The organism is Kribbella rubisoli (genome assembly GCF_004217145.1).
Lineage (GTDB): Bacteria > Actinomycetota > Actinomycetes > Propionibacteriales > Kribbellaceae > Kribbella > Kribbella rubisoli.
In genome coordinates, this window is the sequence record NZ_SHKR01000011.1 from 1,268,917 (window position 1) to 1,289,421 (window position 20,505).

24 protein-coding genes and 2 tRNA genes are annotated in these 20,505 nt (G+C 67.6%); 4 read left to right on the plus strand and 22 right to left on the minus strand.

Annotated features, from left to right (window positions below; all coding sequences use genetic code 11):
- Nucleotides 1-119: 119 nt before the first annotated feature.
- From EV645_RS09005 to EV645_RS09020, 4 genes are all read right to left on the minus strand, one after another.
- The gene (locus tag EV645_RS09005; RefSeq protein WP_130441601.1) at nt 120-986 is read right to left on the minus strand and encodes a type IV toxin-antitoxin system AbiEi family antitoxin domain-containing protein; all 867 of its coding nucleotides are present in this window, start codon (nt 984-986) and stop codon (nt 120-122) included.
- 150 nt (nt 987-1,136) lie between these two features.
- Nucleotides 1,137-2,162 (minus strand): UDP-N-acetylmuramate dehydrogenase, encoded by a 1,026-nt coding sequence (locus EV645_RS09010; RefSeq protein WP_242000286.1) that lies wholly within the window; start codon nt 2,160-2,162, stop codon nt 1,137-1,139.
- Nucleotides 2,159-2,563: a MaoC/PaaZ C-terminal domain-containing protein gene (locus EV645_RS09015; protein WP_130441603.1), complete on the minus strand. Its 405-nt coding sequence runs from the start codon at nt 2,561-2,563 to the stop codon at nt 2,159-2,161. The genes EV645_RS09010 and EV645_RS09015 overlap by 4 nt, the downstream gene beginning before the upstream one ends.
- Nucleotides 2,557-2,979 (minus strand): FAS1-like dehydratase domain-containing protein, encoded by a 423-nt coding sequence (locus EV645_RS09020; RefSeq protein ID WP_130441605.1) that lies wholly within the window; start codon nt 2,977-2,979, stop codon nt 2,557-2,559. The genes EV645_RS09015 and EV645_RS09020 overlap by 7 nt, the downstream gene beginning before the upstream one ends.
- A gap of 67 nt (nt 2,980-3,046) precedes the next feature.
- Here EV645_RS09020 and EV645_RS09025 point away from each other — a divergent pair, with 67 nt between their 5' ends.
- A complete protein-coding gene (locus EV645_RS09025; protein WP_130441607.1) occupies nt 3,047-3,796 on the plus strand; it encodes a (2Fe-2S)-binding protein in 750 nt (249 codons plus the stop codon).
- A 58-nt stretch (nt 3,797-3,854) separates the two neighbouring features.
- On the opposite strand, the gene rpmG is transcribed toward EV645_RS09025, so the two are convergent.
- From rpmG to EV645_RS09045, 4 genes are all read right to left on the minus strand, one after another.
- The gene (gene rpmG, locus EV645_RS09030) at nt 3,855-4,022 is read right to left on the minus strand and encodes a 50S ribosomal protein L33 (protein ID WP_130384703.1); all 168 of its coding nucleotides are present in this window, start codon (nt 4,020-4,022) and stop codon (nt 3,855-3,857) included.
- A 63-nt stretch (nt 4,023-4,085) separates the two neighbouring features.
- Nucleotides 4,086-4,162, minus strand: a tRNA-Met gene (locus EV645_RS09035).
- A 44-nt stretch (nt 4,163-4,206) separates the two neighbouring features.
- Nucleotides 4,207-4,279, minus strand: a tRNA-Thr gene (locus tag EV645_RS09040).
- Nucleotides 4,280-4,401: 122 nt separating this feature from the next.
- Entirely contained in the window at nt 4,402-5,343 is a 942-nt protein-coding gene (locus EV645_RS09045; protein ID WP_198681522.1) for an NAD-dependent epimerase/dehydratase family protein, read from the minus strand.
- A 125-nt stretch (nt 5,344-5,468) separates the two neighbouring features.
- Here EV645_RS09045 and EV645_RS09050 point away from each other — a divergent pair, with 125 nt between their 5' ends.
- Nucleotides 5,469-6,092, plus strand: coding sequence for a DUF899 family protein (locus EV645_RS09050; protein WP_130441611.1), 624 nt, complete (start codon nt 5,469-5,471; stop codon nt 6,090-6,092).
- On the opposite strand, the gene EV645_RS42605 is transcribed toward EV645_RS09050, so the two are convergent.
- The 13 genes from EV645_RS42605 to EV645_RS43350 form a co-directional block, all read right to left on the minus strand.
- Nucleotides 6,089-6,283 (minus strand): hypothetical protein, encoded by a 195-nt coding sequence (locus tag EV645_RS42605; protein ID WP_242000288.1) that lies wholly within the window; start codon nt 6,281-6,283, stop codon nt 6,089-6,091. The two genes, EV645_RS09050 and EV645_RS42605, sit on opposite strands and share 4 nt — an antisense overlap.
- Nucleotides 6,256-7,131 carry an LLM class flavin-dependent oxidoreductase gene (locus EV645_RS09055; protein WP_242000289.1) on the minus strand — a complete coding sequence of 292 codons (876 nt, stop codon included), beginning with the start codon at nt 7,129-7,131 and terminating at the stop codon, nt 6,256-6,258. The genes EV645_RS42605 and EV645_RS09055 overlap by 28 nt, the downstream gene beginning before the upstream one ends.
- Nucleotides 7,128-7,907, minus strand: a complete 780-nt coding sequence (locus tag EV645_RS09060) for a DUF1684 domain-containing protein (protein WP_130441613.1) — start codon at nt 7,905-7,907, stop codon at nt 7,128-7,130. Before EV645_RS09060 ends, EV645_RS09055 begins: the two co-directional genes overlap by 4 nt.
- Nucleotides 7,904-8,989: an LLM class flavin-dependent oxidoreductase gene (locus EV645_RS09065; protein WP_130441615.1), complete on the minus strand. Its 1,086-nt coding sequence runs from the start codon at nt 8,987-8,989 to the stop codon at nt 7,904-7,906. The genes EV645_RS09060 and EV645_RS09065 overlap by 4 nt, the downstream gene beginning before the upstream one ends.
- Nucleotides 8,979-10,856: an FAD/NAD(P)-binding protein gene (locus EV645_RS09070; protein ID WP_130441617.1), complete on the minus strand. Its 1,878-nt coding sequence runs from the start codon at nt 10,854-10,856 to the stop codon at nt 8,979-8,981. Before EV645_RS09070 ends, EV645_RS09065 begins: the two co-directional genes overlap by 11 nt.
- Complete coding sequence (locus EV645_RS09075; RefSeq protein ID WP_130441619.1) at nt 10,853-12,169, minus strand: NtaA/DmoA family FMN-dependent monooxygenase; 1,317 nt, start codon at nt 12,167-12,169, stop codon at nt 10,853-10,855. The genes EV645_RS09070 and EV645_RS09075 overlap by 4 nt, the downstream gene beginning before the upstream one ends.
- A complete protein-coding gene (locus EV645_RS09080; protein ID WP_130441621.1) occupies nt 12,166-13,203 on the minus strand; it encodes an LLM class flavin-dependent oxidoreductase in 1,038 nt (345 codons plus the stop codon). Before EV645_RS09080 ends, EV645_RS09075 begins: the two co-directional genes overlap by 4 nt.
- Nucleotides 13,200-14,255 (minus strand): NADPH-dependent FMN reductase, encoded by a 1,056-nt coding sequence (gene ssuE, locus EV645_RS43120; RefSeq protein ID WP_130441623.1) that lies wholly within the window; start codon nt 14,253-14,255, stop codon nt 13,200-13,202. Before ssuE ends, EV645_RS09080 begins: the two co-directional genes overlap by 4 nt.
- Before the next feature lie 9 nt (nt 14,256-14,264).
- The gene (locus EV645_RS09090) at nt 14,265-15,221 is read right to left on the minus strand and encodes an ABC transporter substrate-binding protein (RefSeq protein WP_130441625.1); all 957 of its coding nucleotides are present in this window, start codon (nt 15,219-15,221) and stop codon (nt 14,265-14,267) included.
- 10 nt (nt 15,222-15,231) lie between these two features.
- Complete coding sequence (locus EV645_RS09095) at nt 15,232-16,164, minus strand: ABC transporter substrate-binding protein (protein WP_130441627.1); 933 nt, start codon at nt 16,162-16,164, stop codon at nt 15,232-15,234.
- A complete protein-coding gene (locus EV645_RS09100) occupies nt 16,164-16,916 on the minus strand; it encodes an amino acid ABC transporter ATP-binding protein (protein ID WP_130441629.1) in 753 nt (250 codons plus the stop codon). Before EV645_RS09100 ends, EV645_RS09095 begins: the two co-directional genes overlap by 1 nt.
- The gene (locus tag EV645_RS09105) at nt 16,913-17,806 is read right to left on the minus strand and encodes an amino acid ABC transporter permease (RefSeq protein WP_130441631.1); all 894 of its coding nucleotides are present in this window, start codon (nt 17,804-17,806) and stop codon (nt 16,913-16,915) included. Before EV645_RS09105 ends, EV645_RS09100 begins: the two co-directional genes overlap by 4 nt.
- A 111-nt stretch (nt 17,807-17,917) precedes the next feature.
- Nucleotides 17,918-17,992 (minus strand): putative leader peptide, encoded by a 75-nt coding sequence (locus EV645_RS43350; RefSeq protein ID WP_355483003.1) that lies wholly within the window; start codon nt 17,990-17,992, stop codon nt 17,918-17,920.
- A gap of 341 nt (nt 17,993-18,333) precedes the next feature.
- Between EV645_RS43350 and EV645_RS09110 the strand changes: the two genes are divergently transcribed.
- Nucleotides 18,334-19,251 (plus strand): M23 family metallopeptidase, encoded by a 918-nt coding sequence (locus tag EV645_RS09110; protein WP_242000290.1) that lies wholly within the window; start codon nt 18,334-18,336, stop codon nt 19,249-19,251.
- 42 nt (nt 19,252-19,293) lie between these two features.
- Nucleotides 19,294-19,986, plus strand: a complete 693-nt coding sequence (locus tag EV645_RS09115; protein ID WP_130441633.1) for a hypothetical protein — start codon at nt 19,294-19,296, stop codon at nt 19,984-19,986.
- Here the strand turns inward: EV645_RS09115 and EV645_RS09120 are convergent.
- The gene (locus EV645_RS09120; RefSeq protein WP_130441635.1) at nt 19,983-20,489 is read right to left on the minus strand and encodes a GNAT family N-acetyltransferase; all 507 of its coding nucleotides are present in this window, start codon (nt 20,487-20,489) and stop codon (nt 19,983-19,985) included. The genes EV645_RS09115 and EV645_RS09120 overlap by 4 nt on opposite strands.
- Nucleotides 20,490-20,505: the final 16 nt, after the last annotated feature.

Genomic DNA, 20,505 nt, shown 5'->3' on the forward strand with positions numbered 1-20,505 from the left:
GCACTGATTGTGAAGTCCAACTGAAAAACTTTTTCAGGCCCGAGCTAACGACAGGAGGTAGTCCCCTCAGAGGCCACTGCTCACGCTCAGCCGACCATCAGAAGCGCCCGCTACGGGCACTACCTCCTGTCGTTAGCGGTCCGCTGCTCCAGCGCACTCCGCACGGTCTCGACCACCCAGGCGGGCTCTCCGATCACCTGCTGATAGGTGAACCGCAATACCAGCCAGCCCGCCGTGACCAGATCGTCGTACCGCCGACAGTCCGCGGCGAACGCCGTCGCGGATCCGTGGAACGCGTACCCCTCGGCCTCCAGAGCGAGGCGTGCCGGTCGATGACCGAGATCCACCCGGACTCGGACGCCGTCGATGTGGACAACCACCTGCGGCTCGAATCCGTCGACCCCGGCGCTGATCAGCAAACTCCGCAGCATGGACTCCAGAAAGCTCTCCGACAGCCTGGTCGCCTTGTCCGCAACCCACACAGCATTCGGGCGGCCCGGTCCGCGCATCGCAACGGCAGCCGACTCCAGCTCGTCTTTCATCAGCCTGCCGGTGGCGAGCGCAGCGTCGGCGACCGCGAGGGCTTCGCCGAACGGGAGGATCCGGGCGCAGTCGAGGACCGTTCGCTCCAAGGACGTGAGCCGGTCCGCACGCTCAGCCGTGGAGACCGCAGCCCAATGCAGCTCGGCCGGGCGCCCGGCTCTCGGTCTGCGGTGCGCGGGCACCGTGATGTGCGGTTTCTCCGGGCGCACCAGCACCGGCAGTCCCCAGGCAATCGCTGCGCTGGTGTGTGACACGACCCCGTCGTACCCGATCGCGGCAAGGCGGTCCTGTCCGAGACTCGGCAGCCCGTAGACCCCGCGGGCCAGTCGCTCGACCTCACCCCGCTGCAGCGCGGCCTTCAACGCCCCGGCCGGCACCCCCGACAGCTGGGCAGCCGTCGCACAGCCGCCCAGGCGCGCCAGGATCTCGACAACAGATGTCACCCATAGATCGTGCTGGATTCGGCCGGATCCTCGCTGGAGTTGTCCACAGGGCCGCTAACGACAGGAGGTAGTGGTGCCGGCGACCTCCGGCCACGCTCAGCCGACCGCGGCGAGTGCCCGTTCCGGGCACTACCTCCTGTCGTTAGCCGCTCAGAGGGAGCAGTTCACCAGGACTGGTTCGTTCACGAGGGTGATGTTGAAGGAGTGTTGGACCTGGGTGCGGACGTGGGTGGCCAGCGTGAGGAGTTCTTTGGCGGTGGCTCCGCCCTGGTTGGTCAGGGCCAGGGTGTGTTTGGAGGAGACTGCGGCGGCGCCGATTGTGTAGCCCTTGGAGACGCCGGCGTGCTCGATGAGCCAGGCGGCGCTGGTTTTTACCCGGCCGTCGGGTTGGGGCCATTGGGGGGCGCCGGCGGGGACCGCGGCGGGGGTGTCGAGGATGGGGTTGGTGAAGAAGGAGCCGGCGCTCCAGGTGTCGTGGTCGGCGGGGTCCAGGACCATGCCCTTGCTGCGGCGCAGGCCCAGGACGGCCTCGCGGACCTCGGCCATCGGCGCGCGGGAGCCTGGTTCTACGTCTAGGACACGGGCCAGCTCGGCGTACCCGACTTCCGCCGACAGATCGCCCAGCGTCAGCTGGAAGGTGACCTCGAGCACGACGTACCGCGAAGGGTCGGCCTTGAAGCGGGAGTTGCGGTAGCTGAATCCGCAGTCCGCGGCGAAGATCGTCTCGACCTTCCCCAGAACCCGATCCCACACCCGCACGGAAGCGATCGTCTCGGCGACCTCGTGACCGTAAGCCCCGACGTTCTGCACCGGTGTCGAGCCTGTCAGCCCAGGGATCCCGGACATCGACTCGAGGCCGCTCCACTCCTCGGCGATCGCCTGCTGTACGACGCCGTCCCAGTCCTCACCTGCAGCGATGTTCACCATCGCGCCGGAGCACATGTCCGCGTCGACCCGGATCCCCGAGGTCGCGACCTTGATGACGGTCCCGCGGAATCCGTCATCGCCGATCACCACATTGCTGCCGCCCGAGAGCAGCAGCACCGGCTCGCCGGCGGTGTCCGCGTCGCGGACCGCCGTGATCAGGTCATCCTCGGTGCTGACCTCGACGAACTTGTCGGCCGGCCCGCCGATTCGCAGCGTGGTGTAGTCGGCCAGCGACACATGCGTTCTCACTGGACGCGCACGACCGCCCTGGCCCGGCCGAGTACCTTCTCCTCGCCGGCAACTGCGGTGATGTCGATCTCGGCCCGTCCGTCCGCGACCTTGTCGACCTTCGCCGAGAACGTCACGTTCACGCCCTTGTCGTCATCCGGTACGACGACAGGCTTGGTGAACCGTACGCCGTACTCCAGCAGATCAGCCGGATCCGGGATCCAGTCCGTGACCACGCGTACTGCGGACGCCATCGTGAGCATGCCGTGTGCGATCACGCCGGGCAGACCGAGCGCGCCGGCCATCCGGTCGCTCCAGTGGATCGGGTTGAAGTCGCCGCTCGCTCCGGCGTACCGGACCAGGTCCTCGCGCCGGAACGTCACGGTCAGCGGCGGGAGCTCGGTGCCTACCTCGATCACGATTCACCCCGGTTGTGCGAGATCGTCGATGTCGACGTGGCGATCGGGTCGCCGTCGACGGTGGTCAGGGCGGTCTCGTACATGATCACCTCGACGTCACCGGCCTTGCGCACGGTGGTGATGGTCGCGGTCGCGGCGATATCGTCGCCGGCCTTGATCGGGCGGGTGTAGCTGAACTTCTGCGCGCCGTGCACGATCCGGTCCAGCCGCAGGCCGAGCTCCTCGTCGTTCAGCAGCTGCTCCAGCGCGCGGCTGCCGAGCATGAACGCGAACGTCGGCGGCGCGACCGCGTCATCACCGGTGTACGCCGGGTTGGGGTCGCCGATCGCGGCGGCGAACTCGCGGATCTTCTCCCGGCCGACCTGGTAGGACTCGGCGGCCGTGTAGCTCCGGCCGACCATCGTGGCGTCGATCGTCATATCCGCTAACCCTACTGGCAGACTGTCCCACGGGTGCCGCCGCCCACGATCCGACTGGGGAAGGTTGATGGTGACGGCAGTCGCAGGGCTGGCGCAGTACGCGCCCAGGTACAAGCTGGAGATCGGTGCACCGGAGGGTGACGACTGGCTCCGGGTGGACCGGATTCTCGAGCCGGGCAGTCCCGAGCTCACCGAGCTGCTCAAGCGCGACGACGAGGCCAGCAACCACCGCACCGCCCACGCGAACGCGCTCAGCATGATGTCGTTCTACGCCGGCCGCGCACCGGCCACCGCGCTCCTGCTCTGGGCGCTGGAGGGCCGCGTCCTCGACATCCGCCCGCAGAACCTTTGGGTCCGCCCGCACGAAGGCCACGGCCTCGCAGCCGTCGCCGTACGCTCCGCCACCTTCCTCCCCGGCGGATTGGAGACGCTGTACGACGTCGTACTGCGTCAGCACCTGCTCCCGCTCTCCGAGGAGCTGCACCAGCGGACGCGGGCCGGGCTCCGGCAGGTACACGGTGCGGTCGCGGCCGGATGCGCGATGGGATTCTGCGCGGCGACCCGCGAGGAGATCACCGTGGAACCGGCCTATCTACTCGACCGCTGGCGGACCTTCGTGGCGAAGGCACCCGGCGGCCTCGAGCGCCTCGGCGACGTGGAGATCGCGGCCGGGAAGCTCGTCTATCTGCGGAACACCTGCTGCCTCTACTACACGAGCGAGGTCGGCAAGGGCACGCTCTGTGGCTCCTGCTGCCTCACTCCGCGTGACGAGCGTCTCACCGCTTATGAGGGCGGCCGCCCGATCCTGACCGTGTGAGGGCACAGCAAAAGGGCCGCTTCGGCAATCCGAAGCGGCCCTCGCGAAGCTGCTGAGATCAGCGGGTCTCGCGGTGGTCGGTGTGGTCGTTGCACCGGTGGCAGTACTTCTTCAACTCAAGACGGTCCGGGTCGTTACGCCGGTTCTTCTTGGTGATGTAGTTCCGCTCCTTGCAGACCGTGCACGCCAGCGTGATCTTCGGGCGAATGTCGGTTGACTTGGCCACTGCTGCCTCTTCTTGTCAGGAGTGCGCAACTGAGGTGATCGCACTCTCGAGATACTGCATCGGTGGTAGCGGGGGCGGGAGTCGAACCCGCGACACCACGATTATGAGCCGTGTGCTCTAACCACCTGAGCTACCCCGCCGGGAGAGTTCGTCATCCCACCCGGAGGTGGGACGCCGTTCTCAGAGCCCCTTTACGGAATCGAACCGTAGACCTTCTCCTTACCATGGAGACGCTCTGCCGACTGAGCTAAAGGGGCGGGCCGAGGAGAGAGATTACACGGTCCGCCACCTCGATGTGAAATCGAGCCGGCCAACCCTGCATGCCCCTCAGTCCGTCCCGGAAAGCATACCGGTTCCCTGGAGTGCTTCTGACCAATTTTCACCTCAGTACGGCGTCGTCCGCGGAGAAGTCGTCGGACGCGTCAGCCGGCGGGTTCGCCAGGTGCCATCGGACCGAAGTCTGCAGGGTCCCGGCCGGCTCCGCGGGTGCCCAGCCGAGCACCTTCCGCGCCTTCGATGAGTCGACCAGCAGATGCTGCGCGACGGTCCCGGTGAGCGAGAGATCCTCCGGCAGCAGGTCGTCCCGCACCTTCACCAGCTCCACGTCCGCAGCGTCCGCCGCAGCCAGGATCTGCTCGGCAAACAGCCGGTACGGCGCTGTGGACGGTTCCGCCAGGTTGAACGCGTCCGGGAAATCCCCCGCGAGCGCCAAGGACACCGCGGCGGCCACGTCCCCGACGTACACGCGGCTGAAGAGGAACTGCCCCGATCCGACCGGTATCCGCTTCCGGCCGGCCCGCACACGACGCAGCACGAACTCGAACCGCGTCTGGTAGTCGTGCTCGCCGTAGACCGCGCCCAGCCGCAGCACAGTCGCCCCACGCGGCAGGTACCGCTCTTCCATCTCCAGGTTCTCGTACTGCGATCCGTCGACGAACCGGCGCTCCCGCAGCGGCGACTCCTCCGTTAACGGCAGGTCATCCGTCGTACGGTCCGAGTGCACACCGTCGTACGCGCGGTAGACGTCACAGCTGGAGATAGCGACCAGCTTCACCGCCGGTCCGACCGCACCGAGCGCCGCGTCGGCGGCTGCCGCGTTCATGCCGGAGATGTCGACCAGCGCCTCCGGGTCGAACGGCTTGAGCGCTGCAGCCAGCGCCGCGCCGTCGTGGCGGTCCACGTGGGCATGCTCGACGGGCGCCAGGCCGGACGGCTCGTGGTCGCCGCGGTGGACCACCAGCAGCGTGTGGCCCTCCGCGGTCAGGCGCTCCACGACAGCCCTGCCGATGAACCGGGTTCCACCCAGAATCGCGATTCTCATGCGCACAGTCCTATCGGTCCGGGCACCGGGAACCCAGACTCGTCTGCGACCGGCAGAAATCATGTCGAGAACCGCCGGACGGCTTCGTCGTAGGAGTAGGACCTAGTAGAAGGGAAGGACAGCTCATGACTGCAATGCCGACAGTTGTCTCGGCTGAGGAGTGGGAGAAGGCTCGTGCGGAGCTGCTGGTCGCGGAGAAGGCGGCCACCCGCGAGCAGGACCGGATCGCCGCTCAGCGACGGCGGCTGCCGATGGTGGAGTTCCCGGAGTACACGTTTGCGTCGGTGGACGGGCCGGTGACGCTGCTGGACCTGTTCGGCGACCAGCAGCAGCTCGCGCTCTACCAGTTCATGCACTCCGGCCCGGACCACTTCTGCCCGGGCTGCACGCACTTCACGAAGCACGTCACCAACCTCGACGTGCTGGCCCGGAGCGGACTGGCCTGGGCGACTGTCTCGGACATGCCGCTCGACCAGATGGCCGGCTACTGGAAGCAGATGGGCTGGAGTGTCCCGTTCGCGTCCTCGGCGGGTACGACGTTCTCCGCGGACTGCGGCGCGGGCGGTGGATTCCTCCTCAGCATGTTCCTGCGCGACGGCAACACCGTTTACCGCACCTATTCGACCGGCCAGCGCGGTGTCGACCGGTTGCTGTTCGTCAACCACCTCCTCGACCACGCGCCGTATGGCCGCCAGGAGGACTGGGAGGACTCCCCCGAAGGCTGGCCGCAGGACCCGACGTACGGCTAGGCCCAGACTCGGCTCGGGTAGGACGAGCGCAGTACTGGCAGGACCTCTGTGACGAAGGTCTCGACGGACTCCCGGTTCTCGTCCTCCGGGAGTCCGGCGACCTCCAGCGAGACGCCGGACAGCTCATGCCCGAACGCCTCCTGGTAGCGGCCGAACTTGTCGATCACCTGCTCCGGCGACCCGACCAGCACCGATCCGCCCTCGAGGAAATCCTCCAGCGTCCGGAACGGCAGCTGGTTGTGCCGCGCACCCGGTGAGTCCATGAACGCATCGAAGATCGGCCGGTCCCCTCGACCGCGTCCTGCGAGCTCTTGCGAACGTAGAGCCCGTTGAACCCCGCACCGACCACGGCGTCGGCCGGATCCCGCCCGTATGCCTCCCAGCGCTCCCGGTAGTGCCGGATCAACCCGGCGTACTTCTCCAGCGGGTGGAACCCGTTCGCCGAGAACAAGGGGTCACCCCAGCGGGCCGCCAGCTCAGTGGACTCGGTCGACGACGCCGACCCATGCCAGAGCGGGATGCCATCCGCTCGGTACGGACGGGGCTGCGTGGTCGCGTCCGTCAACGCAGGGCGGTACTGACCCGACCACGACACTCCTGTCTCCCGCAGCAGCCGCCGGAGCAGCTCGTACTTCTCCCGATTACGGTCCCACTGCCCGTCCAGCTCGTATCCGAACAGTGCGTTCTGGTCCGGGTCGTTCCCCTTGCCGATGATGATGTCCAGCCGCCCACCCGACAGCTGGTCCAGCGTCGCGTAGTCCTCGGCCACCCTCACCGGGTCCAGCAACGACAGAACAGTCACCGTGGTCAGCAGACGGATCCGCGACGTCACGGCAGCGATGTAGGACAGGACGACCGGCGGTGACGATGAGATGAAGCGCTGCGCATGCCGCTCCCCCACGCCGTACCCGTCGAAGCCCAGCTCCTCTGCCCACTGTGCCTGTCGTACGACGTGGTGGAACCGTTCTGCCGGGGTCAACTGCACCCCACTGATCGGGTCCGGCGAGTTGTCGATCAGCGTGTAGGTACAGAACTTCATCGGGGCTTCTTCTCGCCCGCGGTGAGCGGGAGGCCGAGGCGGTTGCCGGCTGGTGGTGCGGGGCAGGTGCCGTACGCCGTGAACGCGAAGGGCAGGTTGATCGTCCGGTTGAAGTCAATGACCACAGACCCGTCCCGCCCGACCGGTCCGGTCGTCACAGTGCGCCAGGGGGCCGTCTCCTCGCCGTTCGTCTTGTCGTGGAAGGACAGGTTCAGTCGCCCGTCTCCTGCCGCAGTGGCAACCAGTTCGTACGCCGTGCCGCCCAGTGCGACATGCACCGCGCCGACCGCGGTCACATGCTGACGCAGGTCCTCCCGCGCGGTGGACACCTCCACTCGCTGCGGCTTCGCGGACGGCGTGAAGTACCCGGTCACGACCCAACGGTCATCCAGCGGATACGTCGGTACGCCGGTGAACTCCTGCCTCGTCGCAGCACGTGGGTCCCGCTGCCGTACGGCGTACTGCCCGCCGCGGAGCACCAGCTCGACCAGGCGGTCGCCGTACAGCAGCCAGCTGAGCGAACCAGCTTCGGGGACGCTGGCCGACACTGTGCCGTTCACCGGTTCACCACTGAGTGTCAGCTGCCCGTCAGCCGTCATGTGCGCACGCTGGTCGTCGGACCACCAGATACCTGGCAGACCGGGCAGTGCGACCGGGGAGGTGGGCAGCCAGTCGAAGGCGACGACGGACAGCCAGCCGTAGTCGGTGTCCAGGTCGCGTTCGCGTGCCGCGTGCCAGGTGTGCCAGTCCTGTTCCAGATCGGAGATGACTGTCATGACGCCTTCCTCTGTTCGCGGTGGGCTACCTCGGAGCGGACCAGCGGGATGACGTAGCGGCCGAAGTCGACCGCGTCGTCGTAGATGTCGTAGCCGCGGGCGGAGAAGATCCGGATGCCGAGGTCGTAGTAGTCGAGCAGCGCGGCCGCGACGGTGTCCGGCGTACCGACGAGTGCGGTCGAGTTACCGCCTCCACCGGTAACACCGGTGGGCGCGGTCCACAGCGCGCGGTCGTGGCGCTCGCCTTCCGCGACGGCCTTGAGCAGTCGCTGGGAGCCGGCGTTTTCCGGCGTCTTCGAGCGGAGACGTGCCGGAGCCGGCCCGTTCTTGATCCGGCCGAGGATGCTCTCCGCCTTCTCCCAGGCGAGCTCCTCGGTCGGCGCGACGATCGGCCGGAACGCGATCTGGATGGTCGGCCGGTCCGCCCGGCCCGCACGAGCGGCCTCGGCGTCGATCGTGGCGACCTGTTCGCGAGTCCCGGCGAGCGGTTCGCCCCAGAGCGCGAAGATGTCCGCCTCGGCGGCACCGACCGCGTAGGCGGCTGCCGACGAGCCACCGAACGAGATCCGTGGCCGGGGCTGCTGGAGCGGTTTGATGTCGGCGAGGAACTGCTCGAAGCGATAGTGCTCGCCGTTGAAGTCGAATCGGGAGTCGGAGGTCCAGGCCTGCTTGAGGATCTGGATGAACTCGCGCGTTCGCCCGTAGCGGTCGTCCTTCGCGAGGAAGTCGCCCTCGGCGGCCTGGTCCGCGGTCGAGCCGCCAGTGATCACATGGACTTCGAACCGGCCACCGCTGATGTGGTCCAGCGTCGCGAACGTCTTCGCGGTCAGGGTCGGGTAGGCGACGTTCGGCCGGTGCGCGACGACCAGATTGATGCGCTCGGTGCGGCCGGCGACGTACGCCGCGACCTGGGCCGGGTCGGGCGATCCGGAGTGATACGCGAACAGGATGCGGTCCCAGCCGTTGTCCTCGTGAGCACGGGCGAGCTTGGCCGTGTACTCCAGGTCCAGCGGGCCGCCGGTTCGCGGCGTGACCTCGCTGGCGGGGTTGGTCCCGGCGATGCCCAGGAACTCAACTGGCATGGCGTTCTTCCTTCCGTACGGTGGGTGCGAGCAGCTTGAGCAGGTCCCGCGCCACGGCGTCGTTCTGCCGGAAGCCGGGACCGTTGAAATGCGGCCGGGAGAATCCGGACGAGCCGGCCGAGCCGGATACCGACGGCCCGAGCAGGAACAGCGCGTCGTGGGTGGACCCGTCGGCACGGATCGCCCGGGACCGGGAGTCGGCCTTGAGCTGCCCGCCGCCGAGGCTGGTCCCGTCGGCCGCGAACAGCTCGTCGGCCGCGAGCGCACCAGAGTCGAGCAGGCCGCGCAGCAGCGGATCGGTCGTCGCGAGTACGTCGGGCCGCGGCAGCCGCGCTTCGACGAAGGCCCGCGCGCGGATCTCCCCGCCGGCATCGGGGCTCATGGCAACGAATTGATCGTTGTCGATAGCAACATCAAGGTCGGGACCCGCGAACCGGACAATCCCGGCCCGATGCAGTGCGAGCAGCTCCTCCAACCGTCGCGGCGGCGGTCCACTGGCAACGAACGAGAAGAAGCCGTGCCATTCGGTCTCGACGCGGCGGACGCGATCCTCGTCCGTCAACTGCCCGTCGGTGATCGCCCGGGACAACACGCTGTAAATACTCAGCAATGCGTTGAACACCGCGAGATCCGCCGAGTACGCCGGATCCGCCCGCCGCAGCAGATCACCTTCGATCAGCTCGGTCATGAACCGCTCGAAGCTCGCTCGGTCCTCGAAGCGCAGACCGGCCAGCGGCCGATCCACTGTGCGCCGCACAAACCGATCCGCGGGATCAGGCACAGCAGCAGCCACAACAGCCTCGAACTCCGGGGACCAGGTCTCCAGAGCATTCGCGAACTCGGCCCACGACCATCGGACTCGTTCGGGGTGGGCTGTGAACAACTGCTTGTAGTGGGCGTACGCCAGCTCCTTCTCGATCAGCGGTGCGACATCCCGATCGAAATCAAGCAGCCCCTCACCAAGTGCCTCGGCCGTCAAGTACCGCGTCGGCACCGGCTTGGTACCGGCGACGGTGTAGCCGAGCTTCGCGTGGTACGGCACGCCGCGCCGCGACCCGACGTACAAGACCGGCTCCTCGCCGGACGGGTGATAGGTGAGCAGCCCGGAGCACTCGTCGTACCAGCCGCCTCGACCTTCGGTCAGCAGGACCATCAGGTCGATGAATGCCTGACCGAACCCGCGCACGATCACCGGCGCCTTCGGCCACAACCCGTCGAGGTCGACGTCCGCGGTGTAGCCGGGCGGGATGTACGTGAGGCCGGCATCCGCAGCCTGCGCCGCCCACGCCGACTCCGATGCCGTGGGCAACCGATCCAAGTAGCCGAGGGCAAGTACTACCGCGTCGGCCGCGATCTCCCGACCCGACTCGAGCACCACCCGCCGGTCCGCGGTGAGCTCGACCGCGCGCTCGCGATGGGTGGTCAGGGTCGCGGGGAGATCGCGGACGACGCGCTCCCACACCCACGCCAGGTACTCCGCCTGTACCAGCCGCGGCGGGAAGTCCATCGGCCCCGGCGGCTCGAGCCCGGCCTTCTCCAGGATCACCGCCCCCTCACCGGCGACCCAGGTCGCGAGGTCCGGACCCGGCACGATCGGCCCGTCGCACTCGACCGACTCGTCGGTGAAGATCGTGACGTCCGACGTCATCGAGTTCATCCACAGCAGCCGCGACTGCGCACGCCGCCAGATCCGCCCGCCACCGACCGGATACGGATCCACCACATGGATCTCGACCTCACGCCCGTCGAGCAACTCCGCCGCACTGGCCGCGAACCGCTCGAGCAGGCCGACGGTCCGCGGTCCTCCGCCGACGAACACGATGGTCGCCGGCGGCTCCTTCCACGGATGCAGCTCGGCCACGCTCATGCCTGCAGCCCGAGGTGCGAGCGGAGCGTCGTACCGGCGTACTCCGAACGGAAGACGCCGCGCTCGCGTAACAACGGCACCACCCGGTCGACGAACTCGTCGAGGCCGCTCGGCGTGAGGTGCGGGACAAGCACGAAGCCGTCCGCGGCGTCCTCCTGGACGTGATGGTTGACGGCCTCCGCGACCGTCGTCGGCGAGCCGATGAACGTCTGCCGGTTCTGCTGGTTGATGACCGTCTGCCGCAGCGACCAGCCGTGCGCCTCCGCCTGCGCGCGCCACTCCGCGACGATCGGGACCGGATCGTTGTACCCGACCCGCCCCTGCGTCACCGACGACCCCACCACCGGGTCCTCGGCCGGCAGCGGACCGTCCGGGTCGTACGCCGACAGGTCGCGTCCCCACAGCAGTTCGGCGAGCACGAGTGCGGTCGGACCGGACACCTGCTGATCCCGGATGTAGGCCGCCTTGTCGATCGCCTCGTCGTCCGTGTCAGCGACCACGACCGTCACCGCCGGCATGATCTTCAGCGAATCCTCGGTCCGCCCGTACTTCGGCAGCCGCGACTTCACGTCCTTGTAGAAGGCCTTCCCGCCCTCGAACGTCCCGTGCCGGCTGAAGATCACGTCCGCGTCGGACGCCGCGAACTCCCGCCCCTGGTCGCTGTCACCAGCCTGGATGATCACTGGCCTGCCCTGCGGTGACGGCGGTAGTCCGAACCGTCCGCGGATGGTGAAATGCGCGCCTTCGTCCGCGAAGGCCCCAGCGCCCTCGCGGGCGAACGCACCCGCCGCCTGGTCGAGGACGAGCTGGTCCGCGGTCCAGGAGTCCCAGAGTTTGCGGACGATCCGCAGCGATTCCTGAGCGCGGACGTATCGATCGGCCTTGTCGAGGTACCCGCCGCGGCGAAAGTTCTCGCCGGTGAACGCATCCCACGAGGTGACGACGTTCCAGGCCGCGCGACCGCCCGACACGTGGTCGAGGGTCGACAGTCGCTTCGCCAACTCGTACGGCTCGTTGAATGTCGAGTTCACCGTCGCCGCCAGACCGAGGTGCGTTGTCACCGCCGCCAAGGCACTCAACAAGGTCAACGACTCAGGCCGGCCGACCACGTCGAGGTCGTGGATCTTTCCCTTCACCTCACGCAGCCGCAAACCCTCGGCCAGAAAGAAGAAGTCGAACGTCCCACGCTCCGCCGTCTCCGCCAGCTGCCTGAAAGACTCGAACGCGATCTGCGACCCCGCCTGCGGATCCGCCCACACGGTCGTGTTGTTCACACCCGGGAAATGCGCAGCCAGATGGATCTGCTTACTCATGGCCGCACCAACCCGAGCCGCCCCCGCAAACTCCCACCCCGTTCAGCCGGTCCGACCAGCCCACGCTCCCGCAGCAACGGCAGCAGTTGATCGGCAATCACCGGCACATCCAGCTCGAGCGACCCCGGCCGCAGATGTACGCCGTCGGCACCCGCCGCCGCCCACCCCTCGATCAGCCCGACGAGGCCGTCCACGCCGTCGACGTGCGGCCGAACCTCGACCGACACCAGCACCAGTGGGCCGGAGTGCCGGATCGCCAGGCCATCACAATCGCCCGGCGCCCGCCCCTCCCCCGCTCCGGACGCCCGAAGGCGCGTGATTGTGATGGCCTGGAGATCCGGGTCCGGCAACAACACCACCTCCGCGTCAGCGGCTGCCTCCAACGCGTCGGGCGTGTTCGCCCGGATCGCGGTGACAGGATGGCCCTGCGGTGGCCGCGGGACGATCGACGGACCCTTGACGCTGAACGTAGGGGACTCGAAGTCGACGTAGTGCAGCTTCTCGCGGTCGACGTACCGACCCGTCGACGCGTCGCGGATGACGGCGTCGTCGTCCCAGGAGTCCCACAGTTGCCGGCTCGCGTCGAGGACGTACCGCGCCTCCCGCCAGGTCTCCGCAGCAGGCGCGGGCTCACGGCGACCAACCACCGCAGCCGCAGCGGCCGACGACGACACCTCCGCGACCCATCCACCCCGTCCGCCCGAGATGTGATCCAGCGTGGCCACCGAAGCCTGCACGTGGAACGGCTCCGTATGCGTGACGGTGATCGCCGGCAGCAATCCGATCCGCTCCGTCAGCGGCGCGATCCGCGCGGCCAGCCCCAACGCATCCAGCCGCACGCTCACCCGATCGGGTACGTCGTCCGGCGCCTCCAACGCGTCGACGAGCGTCACGAAGTCGACCCCGGCCGCCTCCGCCCGCTGCACCGCCCGCAGCGCCAACTCACCGGTGAGGATCGCGCGCGGATCAACCTCGGCCCCGCGCCACGCAGCCGGATCCGCTCCCGCACCATCGATCTCGAGACCAACGATCATGACGCCACCTTCAAGGCCACCGGAATCTCCTTCGTGAAAGGCAGCGGACCGATCGACTCGGGATCAGCCGACGTGTCGAACTGCGGTTCGAACCCGGTCGCCAGATACAACCCGGCCGCCTCCGGCTGACGCGGCCCCGTTGTCAGGTACAGCCGCCGATACCCGAGATCCGCAGCTGCCGCCTCCAGCTCCGCCAGCACGCGACGCCCCAGCCCCTGCCGTCGATGCAGGTGCGACGTCCACATCCGCTTCACCTCAGCGGTCTCGTCGTCATACCGGCGGATGGCGCCTCCGGCCACCGTCTGACCGCCGTACCGCAGCAGCACGAACGCCCCGCCGCTCTCGACCTGAAAGTCAGACGCCGGTACTTCGGTCAGCTGCGTATTCGCAGTGGTCCGCCCGTAGCGCGTGCTGTACTCGACCACGAGATCCGCCAGCAACGGCGCCGCCTCAGGATCGTCCGGCCGTACTCGGACCGCCTCGACGGCAGCGGCCTGCACCGCGCCGCCCTCGACAACCTGCTCGCCCTCGATCGTCGCGAGAAACGCCTCGGTCACGCCGTACAACGGAACAGACGCGGCCGGATCGAGCAGCAGTCCGCCCCCGTCGTACAACCGGATGTGCGACGACAGCACGAACCACCCCTGCCCGATCGCCTCCGCACCGAGACTCGTCAGCACCGGCCGGAGCGCATAGTCGATCACCAGCACATGCGCCGGCGTACCGCCCGTTGCCAACGGCAACACGGTCTTGCCCTTCAGCGCGTACTGCGGCAGCAGGTCGAGGAACACCTTCAGCAGACCGGAGTACGCCGCCTTGTAGACCGGCGTCGTGACGACGACCGCGTCCGCAGCCGCGAGTACCGCAGCCGCCGCAGCGATCGCCGGGTCATCGGCCTGACCTCGCAGCAGCGGCTCGGCCGGAAGATCGCGCAACACGATCGGGGTCACGGTGTGGCCGTGGCTGATCAGGCGCTTGGTGACATAGTCGAGAACGGCGTCCGTGCGGGAGGGGACCGACGGACTGCTCGAGACAGTTGCAATGGTCGCCATCGAGTTCTCCTATTTCTTCGGCAGACCGGGCGGGTTGATCAACGACTTCGGCACGGCCTCGGCCTGCAGGCCCCACTTGGCCAGGACCTTCGCGTAGCTGCCGTCCGCGATCGCCGCGTTGAGCGCGTCGGCGAGCGGCTTGACCAGGCCGTCGTTCTTCTTGGTGGTGATGCCGACGAGACCCTGTACGGGGTAGCTGGACGAGACCGTGCCGACGATCTCGGTCTGATGCTGCGTCGCGACGTGGTACGACGCGTTCGGGTTCGGGCCGAGGTACAGGTCGATACGGCCGGACTGCAGCGCGAGATACGTGTCGGCGGCCTGCTGGTAGTACTTGAGGTTCGCGGGTTTACGGCCGGCTGCGACGTTCTGCTTGTTCCAGTCGACCAGGATCGCTTCCTGGAGCGTGCCGGAGCTGACCGCGACGGTCTTGCCGGAGATGTCGGCCGGGCCGGTGATCTTCAGGCCGGACCCCTTCTTCGCCTCGAACGCGTGCAGACCGAGCCGGTACGTCGCGAAGTCGTACTTCTCCTTGCGCAACTCGGACACCCCGATGTTCGAGATCCCGACCTGGTACTTCCCGGAGTCGAGCCCGAGGAACAAGTTCTCCCAGCTGGTGGTGTCGATCTCGGGTTGCAGCCCGAGCACACTCGCGACCAGGTACGCGATGTCGATCTCGACCCCGATCGGAGTCTTGTTGTCATCCGCCGTGAACCCCAGCGGCGGCAATCCACCACCCGCAGACCCGTTCCCTACAACGAGCTTCCCACTCTCCCGCACCGCAGCGGGCAACTCGGCCGCGATGCTGTCCACCTTGGCCGAGGTGATGTGCGTCTGCTTCGCGGACGTGTCGAAGGCGACCTGCGATGCGTCGCCGCCCGTCGCGGGCGGGCTGGTCTGCGGGTCAGCACAGCCGGCGAGCACCAGCACAGTGATCCCGAACAGCAAACTCCAACTTCTTCTCATCAGTCGTCCTTCAGCTCGTCAGTGGGAGGCCGGGTGGGTTCACCTCGGATGTGGTGACCGCTTCCGTGGAGACGTTCCAGCGGTTGAGGACTTTCGCGTAGCTGCCATCTGCGATCACCGCGTTCAGAGCCGCCTGGTAGGCCTTCACCAGGCCGTTGTCCTTCTTCGTCGTCGCGGCGATCAGGCCCTGCAGCGTCGGCCCCGCGCCGGAGAACTTGCCGATCGTCTCGGTCTCGCCCGACGTCTTCACGTGGTACGCGATCGACGGGTTCGGCCCGAGGTACGCGTCGATCCGCCCTGAACTCAACGCCAGGTATGTATCAGTGTTCTTCTGGAAGTACTTGATCGTTGCTGCCGGCAACCCAGCCTTGACGTTCGCCTCGTTCCAGTCGACCAGGATCTTCTCCTGGTTCGTGCCGGACCCGACCGCGATCGTCTTCCCGGCGATGTCCTTGGCGCCGGTAACCCGCCAGGTCCCGCCCTTCTTCGCCTCGAACGCGATATCGTCCTTGCGGTACGTCGCGAAGTCGTACTTCTGCTTCCGCTTCTCCGTCACGGTGATGTTCGAGAACCCCACGTCGTACTTGCCGGAGTCGAGCCCGACGAACAGGTTCTCCCAGCTCGTCACCTCGATCTCCGGTTTCAGCCCGAGCGCCTCGGCGACGAGATACGCGATGTCGACCTCGAGACCGATCGGGGTCTTGTTGTCATCCGCGTAGAACCCGAGCGGCACGCTGCCGGACCCGAACCCGCCGCCGACGATCAAAGTCCCGCGGTCGCGGATCTCGGCCGGCAGCAGTGCGGCAGCGGAATCGTTGCGAGTGGCGGTGATCCGGTTCTGCTCGGCCGACGTATTCACGCCGGTGTCCGAGGCAGCCGTTGCCTGCGCGCCGCATCCGGCAAGCGTGAGCAGCGCAAGGGAAAGGACAAGAAGCCGTTTCATCAGAGAACCTTCGAGATGAAAGCGCGGGTGCGCTCGTGGACAGGGTTGTCGAGCACCTCGCGCGGTGCACCCGACTCGACGATCCGGCCGTCGTCCATGAAGATCACCGTGTCGGCGATCTCCCGGGCGAAGCCGATCTCGTGGGTGACGACGACCATCGTGGCGCCGTCGCGGGCGAGCTCCTTGATCACGTCGAGGACCTCGCCGACCAGCTCCGGATCGAGTGCGCTGGTGGGCTCGTCGAACAGCAGGACCTTCGGTTTCAGTGCCAGCGCACGGGCGATCGCGACGCGTTGCTGCTGGCCCCCGGACAACTGCCGCGGGTACACGTCGGCCTTGTCGCCGACCCCGACCCGCTCGAGCAGTTCCCGCGCGTACGGCTCGACCTCGCTGCGCTTGCGCCGTTGCGCGGACACCGGCGCCTCGACCACGTTCTGCAGCACTGTCAGGTGCCCGAACAGGTTGAAGGTCTGGAACACGAACCCGACCTGCGACCGCTGCCGCAGGATCTCCCGCTCACGCAACTCGTGCAGTTTGTCGCCGCGCCGCTTGTATCCGATCAGCTCACCGTCGATCCGGACCAGCCCGCGATCTACCTTCTCCAGATGGTTGATCGACCGCAGCAACGTCGACTTGCCCGATCCGGACGGCCCGAGGATCACCGTGACCGCGCCGGCCGGCACGTCGAGATCGATCCCCTTCAGCACTTCGAGATCGCCGAAGCTCTTGTGCACACCCTTCACGTCGATCATCGCGTCGTACCTCGTGCGAAGCGGCGCTCCACGTAGTACTGCACGATCGACAGCAGCGTGGTCAGCACGATGTACCAGACCGTCGCGACCATGAGCAGCGGTACGACGCGACTGTTGCGGCCGTAGATCACCTGCACCTGGTAGAACAGCTCGGGAATCGCCATCACCGAGACGATCGACGTGCCCTTGAACAGGCTGATCACCTCGTTGGCGCCGTTCGGCAGGATCGACCGCATCGCCTGCGGCAGCACGATCCGGAAGAACTGCCGGATCCGTGGGATCCCCAACGCTGCCGCGGCTTCCAGCTGGCCGGCGTCGACCGAGATGATCCCGCCGCGAATGATCTCCGCGGCATACGCCGCCTGATGCAACGCGAGTCCGAGTACGGCGGCGCCGAGCGGGCCGAACAGGTTGTTCGTACTGAAGTGCACGAACTCCGGGCCGAACGGGATGCCGATACTCAACTCCTTGTACAGGTACGCGATGTTGAACCAGAACAGCAGCTGCACGATCAGCGGGATCGAGCGGAACGCCCAGATGTAGCCCCAGGCAACTACTTGCAGGAACGGGCTGCTGGACAAGCGCATCGAGGCGAGGACCGCACCGAGCATGAACCCGAGCACTGTCCCGTACACGGTCAGCTGCACGGTCACCCAGAGTGCGGAGAAGATCGTCCTGGTGGCGAAGAACTGGAAGAACGTCGGCCAGTCCCAGCCCGGGTTCGTGGCGAGACCGTGCACGAACATCGCAACCAGGACGAGCACAACGGCAACACCGACCCAGCGCCACGGATGCCGGCGGGCGACAACGGGCAGATCGGCGTCAAGCGGTACTGCGGACGCCGGCGGTCCGGATGCACCGGACACAGACGTGACTGACGTGGTGGACACGATGAGACTCCCTGGCGGTGGGCAGGCTTCGCGGGCCCTGCGGCGGCGGAGGGCAAGGGGCAGCAGGCGCCCGCACGCGGACGCCGTCAGCTGGAGACGCGGTGACTCAGGTCAGCGCAGACACAGCGCGCTGGAGACCCGGAGAAGGTCGATGTGGAGGCGGTAGTACGGCGGCTTGCGCGTCATCCCCGTCTCCTCTCGTCGCTCGTGTCATTTCAGTATGGGACGCCATTGAAAGTTTAGTAAGTCGGTCGACAAAGCTCTCAATATATGGACGGCTTATACCGGCGCGGAGGGCCTGGTCGGCGCCAATTCGGCGGTGATCCGCGTCACGCCGATAGTTGAGTCTTCACTGGGCAGGTTCACGCCTGAGCGCGTACACGGCGGCAGGACGCTCTCACCGAGCGTGTTCGATTTCGTTCATCTCGTCGCAACTTGTGTTTGAGGCGTTTGAGAGCTCCTCGTTATGGTCGTTGAGGTCGCCGTACCCCCTCAACGGCGAACGCCCCTCCCTGGAAGGTTTTCTCGTGCCTACGCACCAAGACGTGCCGGAAGCTGATCGGCCGGCACCGCGTCGTCCGGCTGCCCCGCGCCGGGTGGCCAAGCACCGCTCACTCAGTCGACTCGCAACCCGCCGTACCCAGCTGATCGGTCTGACCGCCGCTCTGGCTGCCGCAGCCGGGACCACCGCCGTCGGGCTCAGCTCGTCGGCCGCCGGTCCGGCCGCCGCGAACGAAGGCACCGGCCTGAGCCCCTCACAGGCCGGCGCCCTCACCTCGGCGCGGATCGACCGCCGGGACCTCGGGTCCCGCGACGCGTCCCGGATCGACCTGTCGCTGGCGGCGACCCAGAAGGCAGCGGCCGACAAGGCCGCCAAGCAGCGCGCCGCGAAGCTGGCCGCGAACGCGACGCTGACGCAGCGCCGGGCACTCGCCCTGGCAGCCGCGAAGGCGGCCTCGGCGAAGAAGGCAGCCGCCTCGGCCAAGGCCCTGGCCGTGGCGAAGCAGGCGGCGATCGCGAAGGCGGCCGCCATCGCGAAGGCCGCGCCGAAGATCGTCCTCCCGACGACCGGCTACCACCTGACCGCCCGCTTCAACCAGGCCGGCGGCCGCTGGGCCCACAACCACACCGGCCTCGACTTCGCGGCCCCGATGGGTACGCCGGTCCGTTCGGTGATGGCCGGCGAGGTCATCCAGGCCGACTGGGAAGGCGCCTACGGCCGCCAGGTGAAGGTCCGTCACGCCGACGGCACGGTCACGTCGTACAGCCACATGGAAGAGTTCGACGTTTCTGTCGGCGACTCGGTCCAGGCCGGCTCGATGGTCGGCCGCATCGGCATGACCGGCAACACCACCGGCCCCCACGTCCACTTCGAGGTCCTCCCCGGCGGCGGCGCCCCCATCGACCCCGAACCCTGGCTCCGCAAACACGGCCTCAAACCGTAGATCCGCTAGCGTTCCCCCACACACTTCCAAGAGGGGGAACTCTTGAAGCTCTACAAGACGACGCTGGCTCTGCTTGCTCTGATGGCATCCAGCCTTGTCATGGTCCAACCGGGCCAGGCGGCCACCACGCGCGCCACGGCGGCGACCTGCTCGTTCAAGGTGCCGCCGAGGCTCGCGATGAGCGCAGCTAACACGCACTACGCCGTTCCACTCGGGAGCGACTGTCCGGCCACGATGGTCAAGGGTGCCTGGACGGCGACCTTCAAGAACGGCAACGTCGAGAGTGTCCTGTGCCAGAACGGCAAGTGCCCGGGCGTCCAGCTGCCGACGAACTACGTGCCGGTCGGCAAGGTCACCTGGGTGGGCGACGCCTCCGGCGGCGTCGACCAGAACAACCAGAAGGTTGCGACCCTGCTGCCTGCCTACACGGAGGTCCGGTTCGGCTCGTCCGCGAGCGTCAACGCCGGGCGCAAGGGCACGAGGACCGCCTTCCTCACGACGGTCTGGTACTTCAACCCGACGACCAACACGTACTCGCGCTGGGCCGGTCGCAAGCTCCTGCTGCAGTACCAGGAGATCGGTACGACGACCTGGAAGGGCCTCGCGTACACCACCACGAACGCCAGCGGGCAGGCGGCGTACACCTATTACCCCGGTCGGACCCGCAGGTATCGCGTGTACGTGCCGGCGTCGACCTCCGTCTGGGACTACTACAGCCCGACCATCAGCCGCTAGAGCATCTTCGCCATGTCGAGGGCGGCTATCAGGTCGCCCTCGATGAGGAATTCGTTGGGGTGGGTGCCTTCGACGATGTAGCCGTGGCGTTCGTAGAGGCGGCGGGCTGCGGCGTTGGTGCTGTGGACGTGCAGGCTGATCTTGCGGGCGCCGCGGAGCCGGCCCTCGGCCGTGGCCGCATCCAGGAGCGCGGATCCCACACCCAGGCGGCGCGCGGTGGGTGCGGTCGCGAGACCGTTGATCGTCAGTACGCCGGCGCCTTCCGGGAACGGGTACTTGTTCTGCAAGCGCAGATACCCGACCACCTCGCCGTCGTACTCCGCGACCAGATGCGCCTCCGGACCGCTACGCGCGAAGAACGTGTCCGTCAGATTGTCCTGGTACGACGGGAACCCCGACGACGCGTCCCACGAGATCTTCTCGATCGCCAGCAGCGCGGCGTCGTCCTCCTGGACCGCACGTCGTACGGTCACCTCATGGTCGGCTGAAGGTCGTTCACTCACCGCACCATCCTCTCCC